Source organism: Nostoc sp. MS1, assembly GCF_019976755.1.
Classification (GTDB): Bacteria; Cyanobacteriota; Cyanobacteriia; order Cyanobacteriales; family Nostocaceae; genus Trichormus.
In genome coordinates this window covers 165,925-186,464 of record NZ_AP023441.1, presented here as the reverse complement: position 1 = coordinate 186,464, position 20,540 = coordinate 165,925, and the positions used below count along the sequence as shown (strand labels likewise).

Here is a 20,540-nt window from a genome sequence, read left to right as displayed (position 1 = left end):
GCCCTGCTCATACCAAATCCGGTTGATTACTTACAATATGGTTGGTTTAGTTGGTAATTTGTAATAGAGAATAGGTAATTGTTTTCTACTATTACCGATTACCAACCCCAAATAATAATTTCTTAAACTTGATGTAAAATTTACATAATTTCAGCGTACAATTACTTTATTAGATTTTTCTCAATCCAAATACTGCTTCAGGTTCAGAGGAAACTATTATGCCTCGATGTCCTGTTTGCCAAGCTGAATATGTTGTAGATAAAACCGAGAATTGCTCACTGTGCGGTTGGAACCTCCAAGCACACTCTTTAGTAATTGGGCTAATTCCAGAAGTCTCCTCGAAAGAGCAGACAAGATTGGCATGGGCGCAACAGCAATGGGCAATGATCAAAACTCATAAAGAACAAATCCAGCAACTACATCTTCAACTTCAACAAGCAAACCAAACCATAGCCCAACTCCAATCTGAATTAGAGCAAGCAACGCAACTGCATAACAAACTTTCACTAACCTTACAACAACGAGAAATCATCTTAACGCCGATTCATTCTCTAGTCTCAGAACTAGCCGAAGCACAACCCCAGGCTGATATTTTGGAACTTGAACAACTCCACCAAATAGAAACAGCCCCAGTAGCCGAAGCACAACCCCAAGTTGACATTTTGGAACTTGAACAACCCCACCAAATAGAAACAGCTTTACCAATCAAGGAACAAACTTTGATTTTTCAGGTAGTGACTGTTGATGCACAGGGACAACTAGCGAATTGCTATGGAAGTGAAGCTCACTACTTCCAGGAAGAATTAGAGAATGTTGCGTTAGATATGATTATCCTTCCAGGAGGCGTGTTTTGGATGGGTTCAAAAGAGGGGGAAAAAGGACGAGAAAATCACGAAGAACCTCTGCATCAGGTAACAATTGAGCCTTTTTGCATGGGAAGATTTACAATTACTCAGGCACAATGGCGTGCGATCGCTAGTCTACCAACTATTAACCGCTCTCTCAATCCTGAGCCAGCCTTGACTAAAGGCGAAAACCAACCGGTAGAACAAGTTTCATGGCACGATGCGATCGAATTTTGTGCCAGACTCACCAAACTCACCAAACGACATTATCGCCTACCAAGCGAAGCAGAATGGGAATATGCCTGTCGCGCTAAAACAACAACACCTTTCCATTTTGGTGAAACCATTACACCCGAACTAGCTAATTATGATGGCAACTATATCTACAATGTAGAACCTATAGGTCAATATCGCCAACAGACAGTACCAGTAGGAAGTTTTCAAGTTGCTAACGCATTTGGACTATGCGATATGCACGGTAACGTATGGGAGTGGTGTGCCGATGCTTGGCACGACAACTATCAACAAGCACCCTGTGACGGTAGCATTTGGGAACAAGCAGAACTTCAAGACCATCGCCTGTTACGGGGTGGTTCTTGGTATTGTCTACCAAGCCTTTGTCGTTCTGCACAGCGCCATTGGGATAAAGCTGATCACGGGGGTAGTGGTATTGGTTTTCGAGTAGTCTGTTCTAGTGTAAGTCCGGGTGCAAGGGAGAATCACAAATGACAACTCAGTACTAATTAAGTGAGGGTAAATATGTCAAAACAGGTGAAAGACTTTCACGAAATGATTAGCCAAAATCCAACTCTAGTAGAGAAGCTAAAAACTGCATCTGACCGAGAAAATTTTGTAGAGTTAACGGTACAGTTAGGTGCAGAGTATGGTTACAGCTTTACTTCCACAGAAGTCGAAGTCTACATAAACCAAAATATGCTGATCCTAATGAGACAGTTTTCTTGAAATTTTTTGATTCAAGACACTATGCTCATAGCGCTTTGCGTGCGAAGTTTTGAAGCTCACTCTGCGAGACTTAAAACTTCGGGCAAACTTTGAGTTTTTAGGGCAGTGTTGACTATGGAAGTCTGAAGTGTCAAGGAAAAAGGATGAAATAAATTGCTATCTGCCTCGCTCCCAGTGGGCAAAAGAGTTTTATACTTCAGACTTGATAATTACGTTGACTTTCGTAAACATTGGTTTTATTTTACCGGAATTTCCTGTAGACTGCTTTTATTAGCAGTAGGCCAATAGAGTGATACCATACTCTATAAACAGGTGCTTAACCTCTTGTTGTTAACCTAAATATTGTTTGTGTTTAGTTGATCTGAAAGCTAAATTTTGGCGAATATCAGCCGACAACTAGCGGCAAACCCCACTAGCAACATTACGAAAGAAACACAATCTTCCATAACCCTAAATTTCAAGGCTTGTAAAATGTGTTTCAGAAGAGGAAAGCAATAGAATTTTACTATGGTAAGTATTTGATGACTTGAGTGAGAATCTTAGGTTACGGAATGCTTGCTAATCAGTAATTCTAACAATTTTACCAATCGAAGTAGGAAATAGTTATTTACTAGCTTTTGGACCCGGAAATTGCAGGTAAAGGTGTCCTATTTGAGTATAGGCTGTGCCAATGATTTTAAGCCTAGCTACTGCTGTGCAATTTTCCTCAATGTGTACACAAACTTAATACAAACACAAAGCCTTATGTCAGGTCAAACCACTGCTGAAAAGCTTGCTATAAAAGTTATTGAGACTGAATCTTTAAGTCACGCTGAAACTATACATTACGAGGTGGTTCATTGGATTCCGGGGCGGTTTCGCATTCGGATTCCCCAACTTGCCTGGGATGAAGAATATGCTCAACAGCTAAAGTATGCTCTGGGTAAATTGGATTTTGCTACTGAAGTTCAAATTAACGCTCTGGCTAGTTCGTTAGTTCTTAGCTACGATCACGAGCCAACTGCGATAGGCATCGCCACTATACAAGAGAAATTGTTTACAGCAATTCAGCAGGCATCGACTGTTGAAGTTCCTACAGGATGGACTGGTGAAGAGAAGGAAAAAGCTAACAACGAAGTAGACTTTGTAGAACGTTTAGGCTTGCCTGTCGCAGGTTTAGTACTCAGTTTGGGTGCAATGATTGGGCTGCCAATTCCTCCTGTTTTGATTGGTGCTGTGGTATTTGTTGGTGCAATTCCAGTATTCAAACGAGCATGGGATGCTATTCAAGAAGAACACCAGTTAACTATTGATTTCTTGGATGGTTTAGCGATCGCACTGCATACAGCAACGGGGCATTTCTTTGCTCCATCCTTCATGTTAGGTCTGGTGGAAGGAGGCGAAGCCATCCGGGATATGACGGCGCGGGGTAGTGAGAGAGCATCCCTCGACCTGCTAGATTGCTTGAGCAAGACTGCCTTTGTCATCCGCGATGGAAAAGTTGTAGAGATTCCCACTCAAGATGTGATTGTTGGTGATCACGTCATAGTCTATCCTGGAGACCAGATTCCTGTTGACGGCATTGTTTTAGAAGGGACAGGGATTCTTGATCAGTGCAAACTTACAGGTGAATCAGTACCCGTCACGCGCACAGTCGGAGAAGAAGTCTTTGCTTCTACCTTATTGGTCGATGGTACATTAACCATCCTGTCAGAACGAGTTGGCAACAATACTCGTGCTGGTGTGATTGTCAACCTAATGCAAGCTGCACCTGTGCATGATACACGGGTTGAGAACTACGCAGCAACAGTGGCAAATCAAATGGTAATTCCCACCTTGTTAATTGGTACAGGTGTGGGCCTTGCTAGCGGCAACCTCGGCCGAGCGATCGCACTGCTCACCTTAGACTTTGGTACAGGCATTCGGGTTTCTGTACCGACGACAATTCTTTCGGTTCTCACCTACGCGGCTCGCAATGGTGTATTGATCCGCAGTGGTCGTGCCATTGAAATGTTAGCAACCATTGACACCGTTGTTTGTGACAAGACAGGAACACTCACCATTGGTCATGCAGGTGTCAACGATATTGATGTGATGGAAACCCGCTTCACCAAAGATGAAATTTTGTGTTATGCGGCTAGTGCTGAGAAAGGATTGACTCACCCCATTGCTGAGGCGATCGTGCATCACGCTAAAGATACAGGCGTTGCCCTCAAAGAATGTGAAGAGTGGGAATATAAGGTTGGTCTGGGTGCAGTCGCAAAAATCGACGGTATAAATATCCTCGTCGGTAGCCCCCGATTCATGAAACAAGAAAACGTGGATTTAGAGGAATACGACATTCGCTATCCCGATGCCAAATCAGGCGGTCAATCCTTAGTTTACGTAGCAGGTGATGGTAGACTGCTTGGCGTGATCCGTTACAGTGATCCACCACGTCCAGAAAGCAAAGAAGTCATCCGCGAACTCAAGGAGATGGGCATTACTGTACATATGCTCACAGGTGATGTGACACGGGTTGCTCACTCCATCGCTAATAATCTCGGCATTCATCCCAATCACGTCACGGCTGAAGCTTTCCCAGAAAAGAAAGTAGAAGTAGTTAAAGGATTGCACGACAGTGGTAGAGTTGTGGCATTCTGCGGCGATGGTATTAATGACTCTGCCGCTTTGGCTTACGCCGATGCCTCAATATCCTTTGCTGGTGCTACTGACATCGCTAGAGAAACAGCCGATGTGGTACTGATGGAAGATGACCTACGCGGCTTAATCATGGCGGTTAAATGTGCGCGTCAAGCAATGGATATTATTTGGCAGAACACGATGATCGTGGCAGTTCCCAACTTAGGCGCGTTGCTCTCCGGTATTTTCTTCGCACTTGACCCACTTCTAGCGGTAGTAATCAACAACGGTACTGCAATCCTGGCAGAACTCAATGGTCTACGTCCGCTTATCGGCCCTGGTGAAGTTATGCCACTAGGACATCAGTTAAGTGCAGCTGAAATTGCTGAGGAAGAAAAGCGATTACAAGAACGTAGTCATAGATCCGAAGCTGTTAATGTTTCACCAACTTCTATAGAAGTAGAGACTGAAGTAGTGGTTCTTTCGTCTGATGTAGAAGAACCTCAGAGTAAGTCTAAATTACAGACATCAAACATGGTTTAGAGCATATTGGGTACTCTAAAGTACCCATTCCTTTTTTTGAATTTTGAATTGCTTATGAGGTTTTATGTTTCGTAAAATTCTCGTTGCTCTCAATCGCTGTGACGATACCAGCAAGTATATCTTTCAAGAAGCACTGGAGTTGGCAAAAGCGACTAAGGCATCTTTAAAGCTGCTCCACATTCTCTCTGTTGACGAACAAGAAAGCCCAAATATCTTGACCTTGATTAATACTCCAGAGAATAAGAAACGTTGGGAAGAGTTTGAAAAACCCAGTCTGGATTTACTCAAATCTCTCACAGAACAAGCGATCGCCGCCGGAGTACCCACTGAATATTACCAAGGTTTAGGCCGGCCCGGTCATATTATTTGCGAAACTGCCCGTGTCTGGGAGGCGGGATTAATTGTTATCGGCCGCCGGGGGCTTTCTGGTATGAGCGAGCTAATTTTGGGCAGTGTCAGCAACTATGTCACACACAATGCTCCTTGCTCAGTACTCATCATCCAAAACCTCGAACAACTTGGTGCTGTAGGTATTCAAGAAAGGCAAACAGTAAGAGTTAACGCATAGACTGTTTACAGTTAATAGTCAAAATAATTCGTAACTGCACTTCTAGGTAGCTTGTACTCTTGTGATTACGAATTAGTAATTATTTGCTCACCTGTCAGCAGTCAGCATATCTCAGGTGTTATGTAGGTTTTGAAAGCAAGATGTCTGCTTTACATTATATCTTTGATTAAAAATTTGTATCAGTGTAAGCAGCTTGATCATCTCTTTCTTGCGGTGATTACTGTAAGCTACAAGTAAGCACCCATGCAAAAATTGAATTAGTATCTCCTGGTGATTACTAACCCATAGATTAATAGTGTGGGTTATCCAAAGGCAAACGCATCTATCTATATTATTCACTATAAATAATATTTACTGTATTGCCCTAAAGTAGGAGTTTATCGTTCAATTTATTTGTCAAAGGACGCTAACCTCAACCAAAAGTATCTAAAGAAGGCAGGGGTAAGGTCAACCAATTTTAGATTTTAGATTGATTATTTTGGATTGACCTCTCCCTATAAGGAAGAGGCTTGTAACCTTTTTTAGATTTTGGATTAAATCTAAAATTGCTTCTGTCATCAAATCAATAGATTGCTCCTAATTAAGATCGCACACTAACGAAGCGATCGCCGAATTTCCATACCATCTCGACAAATAACAAGGTCTTGGAGGCTGAACAATGTCAGTTACAAAGCCCGGCAGATTCTCGCGCTCACCAACAAACAAAAAAACCAAGCAACCTAGTTCAATGTCCCGTAAGGATAGATTACTCTTATGGATGCTGGTTTTTGTTCCCATCTGCCTGATTTTACACCACCTGGATGTGAATCCCAAAATTGTCTTCATGACAGCAGGTTTGGCGATTATTCCTCTAGCAGCGTGGACAGCTAACTTTACAGAAGCGATCGCCTCTCGCGTTGGCCCTGCTATCGGTGGTTTGCTCAATGCTACTTTTGGCAACGCTACTGAGATGATTGTCTCTATTGTTGCTCTCAGAGCCGGACTGATAGATGTAGTCAAAGCCAGTTTGATGGGTTCGATGATTGCCAATCTACTCTTAGGTTTAGGTGTCGCCCTGTTTTTTGGAGGGTTGCGGATCAATCAACAAAACTCCCATATTAACCCAGAACACTTGAGCGCTGTTGGTCGTGTTAATGCCTCTTTGCTGAATTTGGTAATTGTCTTTTTACTAGCACCCACCGCCATTGAAGTGACTTCGTTGGCGCTACACTTCCAGACAACTAACGCCTTTTCCTACATCGCATCAGCACTGCTCTTAACTAGTTACATCCTCATGCTGTTGTTCTCTATGAAAACTCACAGCCATCTTTATGGACTAGATGAGGATGCCGAACCGGAGAGTTACGGTAGTGAAGCTAGAGGGGAGAAATATGGGTTAAAGCTGCATATTGGTTTGCTTTTAGGCACTACAATTGTTTTAGTGTTTGTCTCCGAAGCACTGGTAGATAGTTTATCAGAGGCGATCGCTACTACTGGCATGAGTGGCTTATTCACCGGAGTAATTCTGCTGCCAATCTTTGGTGCAGCCGTAGAAATCATCACTTGTGGGATTTGTGGGGCGAAGAACAAAGTCAATCTTGCATCTTCAGTGGCAATTGGTTCCAGCTTACAGATTGCAATGTTCGTCACACCTATTTTGGTTTTTAGTGGCTTCATAATTGGCAAACCAATGAACCTAGACTTTGATAACTTTACAGTTCTAGGAGTGGGTATTGCCGTCCTCATGACCAACTCAGTCAGACCCAACAGTTATTCCAATTGGTTAGAAGGAATCATGCTGTTGATGACTTATCTAATGCTAGCCACAGCATTCTTCTTACATCCTAGCGTAGCAGGATAAGCAATTCAAAATCACAATCTGAATCAATCTAAACAATGATTCAACGTTGTAGAAACTTTGAGAGCAATTTTTAACAATGTTATTGCTTGAGCGTTGAAATTATGCAGCTTCAAGAAGTTAAACAAGTATTAAGCCAACCTAGTATTAACTGGTTAGCGATTTTTCTGCCAATAAGTTTAGTCATAGCATACCTGCCAGGACTGCGGAATGAGATATTCCTGTTCTTTACTTCCTGCCTGGGAATGGTTGTTGTTGCCTACTGGCTTGGCAATGCTACAGAGCAATTAGCAGACAAGGTTGGTTGCACATGGGGTGGGATGATGAATGCCGCCTTCAGCAACTTACCAGAACTAATTTTTGGTTTAATTGCCGTAGCCAAAGGGTTAGGGCCGTTAGCAAAAGCTGCCTGGACAGGTGCAATTATCAGCAATATGTTGGTTGCTGTTGGTGCAGCCATTATGGTTGGTGGCTATCGCTTTGGTACGGTGACATTTCCCTTAGATAGAGCCAAAGATGCAGCCGCAGGATTAATGATTGCGGCGGTGGCAATTCTTATGCCGTCAGTTTATGCTCATGCAGTTGATTTTTCTAGTGAAAGTGTCAGTGCTGCCGATGTCATCAAGAATGTTTCTGTTTGGTTATCTGTATTTCTGCTCATGGCTTATGGTGGGAGTATCATCTATACCCTGGCTAGATTTAGATATTCAGAACCAGCACTGCAAGCGAAGAATCTTGTGGGAGCTTTTGTGCATTCCGAGTCAACACCACAATCCAAAAATCTCCCGGAAGTTTTTGTGCCAGAAGAAGATGTAGAAATGTCTTGGGGTATCCCCCTTTCTATTGGCGTACTTGCCGCTTCTAGTGTCTTGATGGCTTTTTTATCTAATTTTGTTGCTGATTGCGTAGATTCTGTGACTGCTGGACTGGGATGGACTGAGATGTTTGTAGGGGCGATTGTAATTGGCATTATTGGCAATGTAGGTGCAATAATGAGTGCTGTTTTGGTCGCTTATAAAAATAAATTGGATCTGAGTTTTGAGATTGGCATGAATGCTGCTTCTCAAGTTGCATTGTTAGTGATTCCGACTCTAATTATTGCCTCTTCTGTGGTGGGTAAACCCGTTGATTTTCTCTTCTCGCCTCCACAAATCGCTGCGCTTATCGGTAGTGTTCTCATCATGACTCAAATTTCTCAGGATGGGCGATGTAATTGGTTAAATGGATTACAAATGTTGATTTTCTTTGGCGTTATTAGTGTCTTGTTCTTTTATGATCCGACTTAAGGAGGCAAGAAAGGGGAAAGTTTTAACTCTTGACTAATGACTAATGACTAATGACTAATGACAACCAACAATAGAAATGGCTACTAGAGATTTTGAATTGGGAAGTATGGACGGTTTGCCAGAGTTTAGAGTTGTGATGGACAGTAATGGTTTTTTACTAATGCCAGTACTTGAAACCAGAAAAACAACTCTCAAAGCTATTGTGAGTCTTGAACCGTCTGATAATGTTAATGAGGAAACTTGGAAAGCTTTTGGACAATGTATCATGCTTGCAGCAGCCGGAGCAGCATTTGCCGGTTTCACTCCAGGAGGGATAGCAGCTATGCCTATATTTATGCACACATTTGGTACATGTGCCACTTCTAAAGGATTGGAACTGGCTGCTAGTCAAATTCGCTTCCGAACTGAAACTTTATACGGTGAATGGGAACGTTTTACATTTGTGGAAACTGCCAATCAGACTAGAATGAAGCGAAACTGACTTGAAAGTCGGGAGTGGGGAGTGGGGAAAAGACCACTTTCATATTTGGTTGTGGGATTTTCTCATGAATAGCTGATTTGAGAATATGGAAAAGGGAACAGGGGAATAACTGCTAACTTCTACCTCCTATCTTCTTTTTTACATTTATTTATCTTTACATTGTCTTATTGACTCAACAAAGATTGTAATATCTAATAGTAACAATAAACGCATTCATAGCATTTAATCATAGTGCTATGTGAGTTCAAGTTTTTGATTTAAAAGAGAATATCTATGACTTCTACTACCTCAGACTCTGGGTTTACTCAACCAGATGAAACGTCTGCATGGCATACCTTAGAAGTTGTTAAAGCTATTAGGCGATTAGGAAGCGATCGCACATTTGGTTTAACGACATCAAAAGTTACAGAATATCTCGGACGTTATGGCTCAAATGAGCTAACAGAAGGTGGAACCCGCACCCCCGCAGAAATCCTCTGGGATCAATTCAAAAATATCATGTTGCTGATGTTAATTGCTGTGGCAATTATCTCTGCTGTTTTGGATGTGCGGGAAGCTTTAACTAAAGGAATATTCGTCTTTCCTAAAGATGCCGTCGCCATTTTTGTAGTAGTGATTTTGAATGGTGTATTGGGCTACCTACAGGAAAGTGGTGCAGAAAAAGCTTTAGCAGCCCTGAAAAATTTGGCATCTTCTAAGGTGCGGGTAATTCGAGATGGCAAAACCCTAGAGGTGGAGTCTAAAGAATTAGTACCCGGCGATGTCATGTTACTGGAAGCTGGTGTGAAGGTTCCTGCCGATGGGCGATTGTTGGAGGCGGTGAACTTGCAAGTGCGAGAATCTGCCTTAACAGGAGAAGCTCATGCAGTTAACAAGCAAGCCGAAGTCCAATTACCAGAAGATGCACCATTAGGCGATCGCATCAATCTAGTTTTTTCAGGTACGGAAGTAGTGCAAGGTCGAGCAACTGTGCTAGTCACAAGCACGGGAATGCAGACAGAACTAGGAAAAATCGCTAGTGCTTTACAGTCGGTAGAGTCGGAACCTACCCCGCTCCAAAAACGCATGACTCAACTAGGCAATGTCTTAGTTACAGGTGCATTAGTGCTGGTGGTGATTGTCATTGCTGCTGGTACTTTATTCAATCCCAGTTTGTTTGAGGAACTAGTCAAAGTATCTCTGAGTATGGCAGTGGCGGTAGTGCCAGAAGGCTTACCTGCCGTCATCACTGTGACGCTGGCACTAGGAACCCAGCGCATGGTGAAGCGGAATGCACTGATTCGCAAACTACCAGCAGTAGAAACCCTCGGTTCCGTCACCGTCATTTGTTCTGATAAAACCGGAACTTTGACTCAAAACAAAATGGTAGTACAAGCTGTTTGCACAGCCAGTAATACAGCCCGCGTGACCGGAGATGGCTATACTCCTATGGGTGAATTTCAATGGCAAGATAAAACCCATCTTTCTCAAGCTCACCCAGAACTGCAAGCCTTATTACTAGCTTGCGTACTCTGTAATGATGCCATCTTACAAAAAGAAAATGGCGAGTGGGCAATTTTAGGCGACCCTACAGAAGGTGCATTGTTGTCATTGGCAGGTAAAGGTTCTTTCCGCAAAGACGAGCAAGATAATCGCTTTGCACGGGTGGCAGAGTTTCCCTTCTCCTCAGAACGTAAACGGATGAGCGTCATGGTGGAAGCAGAAGGATCTGGTGCAGGTATCAGCGCCTTCCATTTGCACCAAACTCCCCATCTCATGTTTACTAAAGGCTCTCCTGAATTAACCTTAGAACGATGCACTCACATTCAAGTCGGTAATGATGTTCAGCCACTAACAGCAGAACAACGAAGCCGTATTTTAGAGCAAAATAACAATATGGCAATGCGAGGGCTAAGGGTGCTTGGCTTTGCTAACAAACTATTAACTGAACTACCACCAGAAGGTTCTGAAGATATTTCCGAAAACGGTCTGACATGGCTAGGATTAGTGGGCATGTTGGATGCTCCTCGTCCAGAAGTACGAGATGCAGTTGCTCGCTGTCGCACGGCGGGGATTCGGCCGATCATGATTACAGGCGACCACCAACTAACAGCAAAAGCGATCGCTGAAGATTTAGGTATTGCCAATCCCAATGATGAAGTCCTCACTGGGCGAGAACTTGAAAAATTCAGTATGGCAGAACTGGAACAACATGTAGACTACGTTAGCGTCTACGCCCGTGTATCTCCAGAACATAAATTAAAGATTGTGCAAGCACTGCAACATCGGGGTCATGTTGTAGCTATGACTGGCGATGGGGTGAATGATGCTCCAGCTTTGAAGCAGGCAGATATTGGTGTAGCAATGGGTATTACCGGCACTGATGTCAGTAAAGAAGCCAGCGACATGGTGCTATTAGATGACAACTTTTCTACCATTGTGGCAGCAGCAGAAGAAGGACGTGTTGTTTACATCAACATCCGCCGCTTTATTCGCTATATTCTCGGTAGTAACATTGGGGAAGTGCTGACTATTGCTGCTGCGCCTTTGATGGGTTTAGGTGGTGTACCCCTATCACCTCTACAAATTCTCTGGATGAACCTTGTTACAGATGGAGTTCCCGCCCTCGCCCTAGCTGTGGAACCTGGTAGACCAATTGTGATGCAACAACCTCCCAAAAATCCCAAGGAGAATATTTTTGCCCGTGGTTTAGGATCATACATGATTCGGATTGGCATTGTTTTGGCGGTCATTACTATCGCTATGATGTCCTGGGCTTATGGATATACCCAGGCAAATACGGCAGGCGGTACTCTTGATCCAGACCGTTGGAAAACAATGGTCTTTACTACTCTGTGTTTGTCACAGATGGGACACGCTTTAGCAATTCGCTCTAATACCCGTCTGTTTATGGAGATTAATCCCTTCTCTAATCCCTATATTCTGGCATCGGTAATATTGACATCAATATTACAACTACTATTGATTTACGTTGAACCATTACGCAACTTCTTCAGCACCCACTACCTTACCTTCATGGAATTAATGATTTGTATTGGTTTTAGTGCGCTTACTTTTGTATGGATTGAACTAGAGAAGTTGTTTATCCGTTGGCGGAGAAACGCTCAGTAGTAGAAGACTATTTGTAGACATAGAAGTTCATGCTTAATTGGGCATACAAAGGAATATAAATCTTTTTTTATATCCTATTTTTTAGATAGAAAATGCCCAATTAAGCACAAATAATAATTAGTAATTAATGAGATATGAGGATAAAAAATAGGTAGTTAATGTGAATATTTAACTTGAAAAGAGTTAAATAAATATGAGTAAAAAATCCAAAAAAGAAAGTAAAAATAATCCTAATAGAAATTCTTCTTTTCAAATATTCGTGCAAGAAGTCTACTGAAAAATGAGTAAAGTCACAATTACATTAGAAAAACCACTCCGCTATGACCCAGAAGCGATCGCTCAAAAATACCGCGATCGTAAAATCCAAGTCTTCAAGCGATGGCTGCAAATTTTACTTCCCATAGTTAGCTTTACTATCAAATGGTGGTGGAACCGCAAAACAGGACAGTCTAGACGAAAGCAGCAACGCGAAGCCGTGCAATTGCGAGAAATCCTGACTCGCCTTGGCACTGCTTATATTAAAGTTGGTCAAGCACTGTCAACTCGCCCTGATATATTGCCTTCAGTTTACATAGATGAACTTGCTAAACTTCAAGATGAGTTACCTGCTTTTTCTAACGAACTAGCATACAAATTCATTCAAGAAGAATTAGGGAAAACTCCAGACCAAATTTATGCAGAATTATCGGCTAAACCAATCGCCGCCGCCTCTTTAGGACAAGTCTATAAAGGCAAATTGCAAACAGGAGAGATAGTTGCGGTTAAAGTCCAAAGACCGGATATGGCAGAAAAAATTTCTTTGGATATATATATCTTGCGGAGTCTAGCTACTATCTTACAAAAGCGATATCAAGAAATTCGTACTAATTTAGTTGCCATCTTAGATGAGTTTGCTACCCATCTATTTGAAGAGATGGATTACATTCAAGAAGGAAAAAACGCAGAAAACTTTGCTAATCTTTATGGTCAGTTGACTGATATTTATGTGCCTAAAATCTACTGGCAATATACTAATCGTCGCGTTTTGACGATGGAATGGATAAAAGGAACCAAGTTAACTCACCCAGCCGAAATTCAGTCTCAGGGAATTGATGCTCGTTCCATAATTGAAGTTGGAGTACAGTGTACTCTCAGGCAATTACTAGAACATGGTTTTTTTCATGCCGATCCTCATCCAGGTAATTTGCTAGCAATGGAAAATGGCAAGCTAGTCTATTTAGACTTTGGGATGATGAGCGAAATCAAGCCTCATCAAAGGTATGCTCTAATTAATGCTGTCGTTCATATTGTCAATCGAGATTTTTCAGCACTGGTACAAGACTATATAGAATTGGAGTTTTTACCTCCTGATGCAGACATAATTCCCATTAGTGCTGCACTGACAAAGCTGTTTAATGATGCGCTGACATCTAGCGTTGCTCAATTAAACTTTCAAGTAATTATTCAACAGCTTTCAGACTTGATGTACCAATATTCTTTTCAAGTACCAGCGTACTATGCACTAATTATTCGTTCGTTGGTAGCATTAGAGGGAATTGCAATTAGTATAGACCCAGACTTTAAAGTTTTAGTTTCTGCATATCCTTACGTTCTCAAACGCCTCTTAACTGATCCAGCCCCACAATTACAGCCAACTTTTAATAATCTACTCTTTAAAGATGGTAGTTTTCGCTGGAATCGTCTAGAAACAGTATTAATGAACTTTAGTAATACTAAAGATTTCCACTTTAGTAGAACATTAGAACAAGGGATTAGTTATTTACTCTCAGATCAAGGGAAGTTTGTTCGCATCCGTCTAGCAGATGAGCTACTCAAAATCTTAGATGCTTTTGGCGAAACCTTGCTATCTAAAACACCAGTTATTTTTGGGATGCACAGGGGTTATCATCACCAACATTCCGTAGTCAATATTGATTTAGAAACGCTAGAATACCTCAAACGTATTTGGATACTATTGCAAAAGTTGCCAGGATTTGACTCCATACAACTAGCGCGAGCAGTTGCCCAAATTTTGATGATACCAGTAACTCATGAAACTGGCCAATATATTGTCAAACAAGTGTTGCAAAGAAGTATGAACCGATTTATAAATCATGAAATTACAGCTTGAAAAGACAAAATTACAAGCTAAAGATTCCCGAATTATTTTATAACCCACATTCCGCATCCAGAACTGTCACAAAAGAAATGATACCTGTTACTAAATTTAATCCCAATTCAAACCTACAGATATTAAGACTACTTTTTACAGCAAATCATATTGCGATCGCAGAGTCTAGACTGAATACGTACATTAAAGCTACAAACCATTACTAAACTCTGAAGGTTGTATAAAAAGTGGTTAGCTGTGATTGTAAATACTTACTGAATCTCCAGCTAATTCATTATCAGGAGCCACTTACAAGGTTTTAAATGGCTAAAACTCTAAGTAAGTCGGTGGGAAAAAACAAAACTAAGTTAAAAAAGGTAAACAAAGCTATAACCCTCTTCGCTTCTCCGCAGTTGCTCCACTTGGGCAAAGCCCAAGACCGCACTGCTCTCTGCCTCCTGCCTTGCAATAGCGATAATTTTTAACACTGAGCTACTTACTTTAATATAGTTTTGACCAACTTAAGGGCGATCGCACTCAGATAATTTGACGGAAAATTAGGGTATTGGGTAAACTTGCACCCTCCTTGGCAGGGTTGGCATCGTCCACACTATATAGTATTTGTTGTCTATTTTGCTAAAATTGAATTATAGTCACCATTTTTCAAATCAATTACAAAATTGATTTACTTAAACAATTGAAATAAAAAAATTAACTAGCAACCAGTTTATTCTATATCTGGTTTATGATATTTATTAGTCACCTAAATTTGATATTTTTTTTTAGATTAGCTGGCAAATATTGGTGATGTATGTGCCATAATGTCACGAGCTAGGAGTAAATAAACTATTTTTATCCTTCAACACATAAGTGCTGGAGGTAATAGTATTTTTAGCAAAAAATTCAAACTACTAGCTATAACTGTTCAATATAATAATCGGACAAAAACTCATGCTAATCTGGCGACCCAATATTTGGGACAGCCTCTAACATATAGCAAGGGTTGATTACCTTATATGTAGTACTAGGAGAACATTTGATGAGATTGTTAGATTTAAAAAATCGTGAAGTTGAATTACCTACTAAAGCTGATAGTAATCTTTGGAGTGCAAGAACTCCTCTACATCCAAGACCTCTATTAAAACGTTCTCACTGGCAGAGCTTGGATGGACAGTGGAAGTTTGCATTTGATGACAAAGGAAAATATTTTCGCCCTACCGATCTTAGCAATTGGTCTCATCATATAGAAGTTCCCTTCGCTCCCGAATCTACCAAAAGTGGTATTGGTGATCAAGGATTCCATCCTAATTGCTGGTACGAGCGAGAATTTGCCACCCCAGACGGGGATGGAAGATTAATATTACATTTCGGTGCTGTGGACTACCACGCTCGTTTATGGGTTAACGGCCAATATATAGGTGAGCATGAAGGCGGACACACTTCTTTCAGTTTTGATATTACCCATGCGTTAAATGACACTGGGACAACAAAAGTAACAGTTTGGGCGCATGATGACCCCCACGACCTCGCCAAACCACGCGGTAAGCAAGATTGGCAATTGAAACCCCATAGTATTTGGTATCCTCGGACAACTGGGATTTGGCAGACTGTATGGTTGGAACGTGTCAGTAACACTTATCTCGGTCATCTACGTTGGATACCCGACTGTGAACGTTGGGAAATTGGCTTTGATATTGCCTTGGCTGGTGATGTACCTACTTCTGGTGTTCAAGTCAAAGTTAAACTGAGTGTTGATGGTCTAGTTATTGCTAGCGATAGTTATGAAGTATTCAATGGGGAAATTAGCCGTCGCATAGCTTTGGGCGACCCAGGAATTGATGACTGTCGTAATGATTTGCTGTGGAGTCCAGAAAAACCAACGCTGATTGATGCGGAAATTCAGCTATGGTATCAAGACCAACTGATTGATGAGGTGCAATCTTATACAGCGTTGCGGACAGTAACTATTCAGCGCGATCGCTTCATGCTCAACGGTCGTCCCTACTATCTCCGCCTAGTGCTTGACCAAGGCTACTGGCCAGAATCATTAATGACCGCACCCGATGACGATGCTTTACGACGTGATGTAGAACTCGTTAAAGCTATGGGTTTTAACGGAGTCCGCAAGCACCAAAAGATTGAAGACCCCCGCTTTTTATATTGGGCAGATGTGTTGGGCTTGTTAGTATGGGAAGAGATGCCCAGTGCCTACCGCTTTACACCAAAAGCTGTGGAACGTATGACCCGTGAATGGACGGAAATCATCAAGCGAGATGTGAGTCATCCTTGTATTGTGGCTTGGGTTCCGTTTAACGAATCTTGGGGTGTACCAAATTTAGTGGAAACGGCGGCTCATCGTAACTACGTACTAGCAATGTATCACTTAACTAAAACTCTCGACCCCACTCGTCCAGTCATTGGTAACGATGGTTGGGAAAGTACAGATACAGATATCCTCGCTATCCACGACTATGACAAGAAGCCTGAGCGATTAGCCCATCGCTACAGACCAGATATTCAGATGTCGGATTTATTTGAACGTAGCCGTCCAGGGGGACGCATCCTCACCTTGGATAATTACCCCCATCAAGGACAACCCATCATGTTGACCGAGTTTGGTGGTATTGCCTATGTCCCATCGGATACACCCGATGCAGATAAGGCTTGGGGATATGAAAGCTGCTCGAATATTTCTGAGTTGGAAATTAAATATTCTACGCTGCTGGAAACGGTCAATAACATCGAAATGTTTAGCGGATTCTGTTACACCCAATTCACAGATACTTTCCAAGAAGCTAACGGATTATTGTACGGCGATCGCACTCCTAAATTCCCCATAGAAGCAATCCGCGCAGCCACCCTCTCAGGACAAGGATTATGTACTCCCACAAGCTGTTAAAGCCCGATGGACGCAAGTTGACTTTATATAGTCGCTATCCCATCTCCAATCAGCTACAAGCCCCCAGCCCTAGCAACGAGCCGGTGCAAGCTAACCCTCACTTGCGCTGGCATCCCTTGCGGGGTGAATGGGTAGCCTACGCCAGCCACCGTCAAGGGCGGACATTCATGCCGCCTCCAGAATATAATCCCCTCGCACCTACCACCAACCCTGAGTTTCCGACGGAACTACCCCAAGGTAAGTATGATGTGGCGGTGTTTGATAACCGCTTTCCCTCGATGAGTCTCACAGCAAATAATCCACCGCAGACGATTGTGGAAACCTTGCCTGCTAATGGAGCTTGTGAGGTAGTGGTTTTTACCCAAGATGCTCGTGCTTCCCTCAGTTCCTTGGAATTGACACACCTGGATTTGCTGATAGAAGTGTGGGGCGATCGCACCCGCGAAATCGGGGCAAATCCGCAGATACAATACGTCCTCCCCTTTGAAAATAAAGGTGTCGAGGTAGGCGTAACATTGCACCATCCCCACGGGCAAATTTACGCCTACCCCTTTGTACCCCCCGTCCCGGCGCGGATGTTGGAGATGCAGCAACAGTATTATCAATCACATCGGCGTGGGTTATTACAAGATTTAATTCAACAAGAAATAGCTGATAACAAACGGATTATATATCGAGATGAAGTGGCGATCGCCTTCGTTCCCGTCTGTGCGCGTTATCCTTACGAAGTTTGGCTTGCACCTATTCAACCAGTGAGTAGTTTTGCCGAACTTACCCCCGAACAACGCCGGGGACTGGCTAAAGCCTTAAAAACCGTCACCCTCAAATATGACGGCTTGTGGAATCGTCCCTTCCCTTACCTTATGGCTTGGTTCCAAGCACCCACAGACGGTTTACCCCATCCAGAAGCGCATCTACACGCCCAGTTTTACCCTCCATATCGCACCAGCGAAAGGCTGAAGTACTTGGCGGGGACGGAACTTGCAGCCGGGATGTTTGCTAACGATGCTTTACCGGAAGAGAAGGCGAAGGAGTTGCAAGCCGTGGCGGTAAATCTTGAAATGCCAGTTTCGGTGTAACGGACAATAGGCGCATTTGTTATAAAATGCGCCTCAATTTGCTTACCGTGTTTCCCTACAATTTAGTTGTTAATACTTCAGCTACACACTTTCAAATAGCTGTAATTGAAGATTGGTTAATTGAGATGAAGTGTGTTCAGAAGAATCTTGTATATATTGAAGAATACAACGAGCTACATATTCAGCTAACTTGACAGGAACAGCATTACCAATCATCTGTTCTAAATCTGATTTATTTCCCTGAAACTTAAACGTTTTTGGAAATGTCTGAATATAACTTCTTTCGATTGTAGAGAGAGGTCTTAATTTCTCATTCACATCACAAGCATCTCCTTCATGCTTCTTATATGTTTTGGGAATAGGACGGTTTACTCCCCGAACTGTTGGGCTAGGTTCATATATGCTGAAGATAGCCCTTCTTTTATAACTTCTGGGATGACGATAAAAATACTCAATACCTAAATCATGACCTAGATAATCAAAAATAGTCATAGGCTTTTTTGATTGATGTTTTATGAGATAATTACTGAGAGCATTATCTTCTCCGTGAAGTTGCCCAATTAAAAAGTAACGTTTTCTCGCTTGTGGAACTCCACAGTAGCTGGCATTTAAAATTGAACAAGTTAAACCATATCCAGCTTTTTTGAATATTTCTAAAGCTGTTGGTAATATTTGACTTTTAGTAATTCTGTCTACATTTTCCATCACGAACCAATTAGGCTTGATTTGTGAAATAATATTGGCAAAGGCAATCGTTAAATCTGCTCTACCAAGATTTTCATCTCGTTTCCCTGCACTTGAGAAATCTTGGCATGGAGGGCCACCAATAATTATATCTGGATGGAACCTGGAGATTATTGTACATAAATCTTCTTGGAAAATGTCTTTCTCAAAAATAGGATGATGAAAGTTCTGCCTATATACTTCAATTGCTGGAAGCCAGTTATCGAAAGCTGCTACTAAATCAAAACCAGCATTTTGAAATCCCAGCGACAAACCTCCGCAGCCTGCAAATAAATCTACTGTTTTCATTTCTGCTCTACTAACTTGAGCGTTAACAATTAACTAATCGAATATATCTGGTGAGTTGAATATTATAGCATCAAATCTTCTTTCTGGACTCAATAGATTTTGACCACCATTTAAGATAATTCTTTTGATTTCTTGTTTTTTAATTCTAGGTTGTTTCAAAGCTGCCGATGTCATGTAAGCATGGGTAACTCTACCACTTACAGCAAATGCTTTATCATTTTTCGTATTATAAGAAAGGCTGTCTATGATTCTTCCATGATTAAAAGAACCATTAATACTAAAGTCAGATAGCATTTTAAACAGCCAAATAATTGTTCGAGTATGCCTAGCAATATTTCTGATTCTTCCGTATGTATTGATTTCTATCTTTGCTAAATCTATAAATAATCTAGTAAAAGCTAGGTCACTCCAAACAAAAACATCTAAACAGTTATCTGCCAACTTTGGTGATTTCCCCTCTGTTTTCCATATAGGCTGCATTAAAAAAGGTTTTTGTGCATCTAGAAGCGAAAGTGCGATCGCATCTAGACAGTCAATCATATCTGGGATGTAAGGTATGACAGAAATCGCTTCTGTCCAGTCAGTGATATTTGCAAGATTTCCTGTAATCACACTTTCAATAATAGACGGGTTGAGCCTAAAGTTTTCTACTATACTACAAGCTAAATAAACTATAGTGTCTGGTCTAACTACAATTTCACAACCGTAATAATCTTCGGCAAATTCACAAGTTGTATTATCCGGTAAAGCTGTTAATTTAATCTCAATTGGCTGTAAGCAAGAACCTGAATCTCTTGCCTGGGTAACTAGGTCAACACCTGGAAGATTACCAATTAAATATTGTTGATATGGTGTAAACTGCGTTTCAAACGCATAAAAAAGATTATCGGAGTTTGGATTAATTCCGTAGAATTTTTCTGTACTAATGCTTGAATGCTCAACTTTGAGGTTGGAGTTAAGCTTCATGTAAATATTTTCTAAATTTATACTATATAAATAAGAGCAGAGAGCAGCAGGGAATGAAGAATTAAAACAATTTTTTCCCCAAGCTTCTTTTTGGGTAAAATCTCGGTTTGAGTGTATTAATCCAAATAATCCAGGCTGCTGATTTGGCGTATTCCCTAATAACACAGGTTTTCAAAATTAGAAATGGGTTAGCTAGTTATTTATTTGTGTTAGTATACTGCTAATTAGCCTAATATGACA

The 20,540-nt window shown here is 41.7% G+C and carries 13 protein-coding genes; 11 read left to right on the top strand and 2 right to left on the bottom strand.

Annotation, left to right across the window (positions count from 1 at the left end; translation table 11 throughout):
• Positions 1 to 218: 218 nt before the first annotated feature.
• From NSMS1_RS00795 to galT, 11 genes are all read left to right on the top strand, one after another.
• Entirely contained in the window at positions 219 to 1,574 is a 1,356-nt protein-coding gene (locus NSMS1_RS00795; RefSeq protein WP_224090052.1) for a formylglycine-generating enzyme family protein, read from the top strand.
• A gap of 30 nt (positions 1,575 to 1,604) precedes the next feature.
• Entirely contained in the window at positions 1,605 to 1,808 is a 204-nt protein-coding gene (locus tag NSMS1_RS00790; protein WP_224090050.1) for a Nif11-like leader peptide family natural product precursor, read from the top strand.
• Positions 1,809 to 2,552: 744 nt separating this feature from the next.
• On the top strand, positions 2,553 to 4,952 hold the full coding sequence (locus NSMS1_RS00785; RefSeq protein WP_224090034.1) for a heavy metal translocating P-type ATPase: 2,400 nt from the start codon (positions 2,553 to 2,555) through the stop codon (positions 4,950 to 4,952).
• 64 nt (positions 4,953 to 5,016) lie between these two features.
• Positions 5,017 to 5,520: a universal stress protein gene (locus NSMS1_RS00780; protein ID WP_224090032.1), complete on the top strand. Its 504-nt coding sequence runs from the start codon at positions 5,017 to 5,019 to the stop codon at positions 5,518 to 5,520.
• Positions 5,521 to 6,178: 658 nt separating this feature from the next.
• Entirely contained in the window at positions 6,179 to 7,360 is a 1,182-nt protein-coding gene (gene cax / locus NSMS1_RS00775; protein ID WP_224090029.1) for a calcium/proton exchanger, read from the top strand.
• A gap of 101 nt (positions 7,361 to 7,461) precedes the next feature.
• Positions 7,462 to 8,643 (top strand): calcium/proton exchanger, encoded by a 1,182-nt coding sequence (cax, locus tag NSMS1_RS00770; RefSeq protein WP_224090027.1) that lies wholly within the window; start codon positions 7,462 to 7,464, stop codon positions 8,641 to 8,643.
• Positions 8,644 to 8,719: 76 nt separating this feature from the next.
• The gene (locus NSMS1_RS00765) at positions 8,720 to 9,124 is read left to right on the top strand and encodes a hypothetical protein (RefSeq protein WP_224090018.1); all 405 of its coding nucleotides are present in this window, start codon (positions 8,720 to 8,722) and stop codon (positions 9,122 to 9,124) included.
• A gap of 273 nt (positions 9,125 to 9,397) precedes the next feature.
• On the top strand, positions 9,398 to 12,235 hold the full coding sequence (locus NSMS1_RS00760; protein ID WP_224090015.1) for a cation-translocating P-type ATPase: 2,838 nt from the start codon (positions 9,398 to 9,400) through the stop codon (positions 12,233 to 12,235).
• Between the two features lie 280 nt (positions 12,236 to 12,515).
• Positions 12,516 to 14,345, top strand: coding sequence for an ABC1 kinase family protein (locus NSMS1_RS00755; protein WP_224090013.1), 1,830 nt, complete (start codon positions 12,516 to 12,518; stop codon positions 14,343 to 14,345).
• 1,018 nt (positions 14,346 to 15,363) lie between these two features.
• Positions 15,364 to 17,223, top strand: coding sequence for a glycoside hydrolase family 2 protein (locus NSMS1_RS00750; protein ID WP_224090010.1), 1,860 nt, complete (start codon positions 15,364 to 15,366; stop codon positions 17,221 to 17,223).
• Complete coding sequence (gene galT / locus NSMS1_RS00745) at positions 17,202 to 18,302, top strand: galactose-1-phosphate uridylyltransferase (protein ID WP_224090008.1); 1,101 nt, start codon at positions 17,202 to 17,204, stop codon at positions 18,300 to 18,302. Before NSMS1_RS00750 ends, galT begins: the two co-directional genes overlap by 22 nt.
• An 81-nt stretch (positions 18,303 to 18,383) precedes the next feature.
• Here the strand turns inward: galT and NSMS1_RS00740 are convergent, their stop codons facing one another.
• Both NSMS1_RS00740 and NSMS1_RS00735 read right to left on the bottom strand, forming a co-directional pair.
• Positions 18,384 to 19,334, bottom strand: coding sequence for a DNA cytosine methyltransferase (locus tag NSMS1_RS00740; RefSeq protein WP_224090006.1), 951 nt, complete (start codon positions 19,332 to 19,334; stop codon positions 18,384 to 18,386).
• A gap of 33 nt (positions 19,335 to 19,367) precedes the next feature.
• Positions 19,368 to 20,465: a HindVP family restriction endonuclease gene (locus tag NSMS1_RS00735; RefSeq protein ID WP_224090004.1), complete on the bottom strand. Its 1,098-nt coding sequence runs from the start codon at positions 20,463 to 20,465 to the stop codon at positions 19,368 to 19,370.
• Positions 20,466 to 20,540 lie beyond the last annotated feature (75 nt).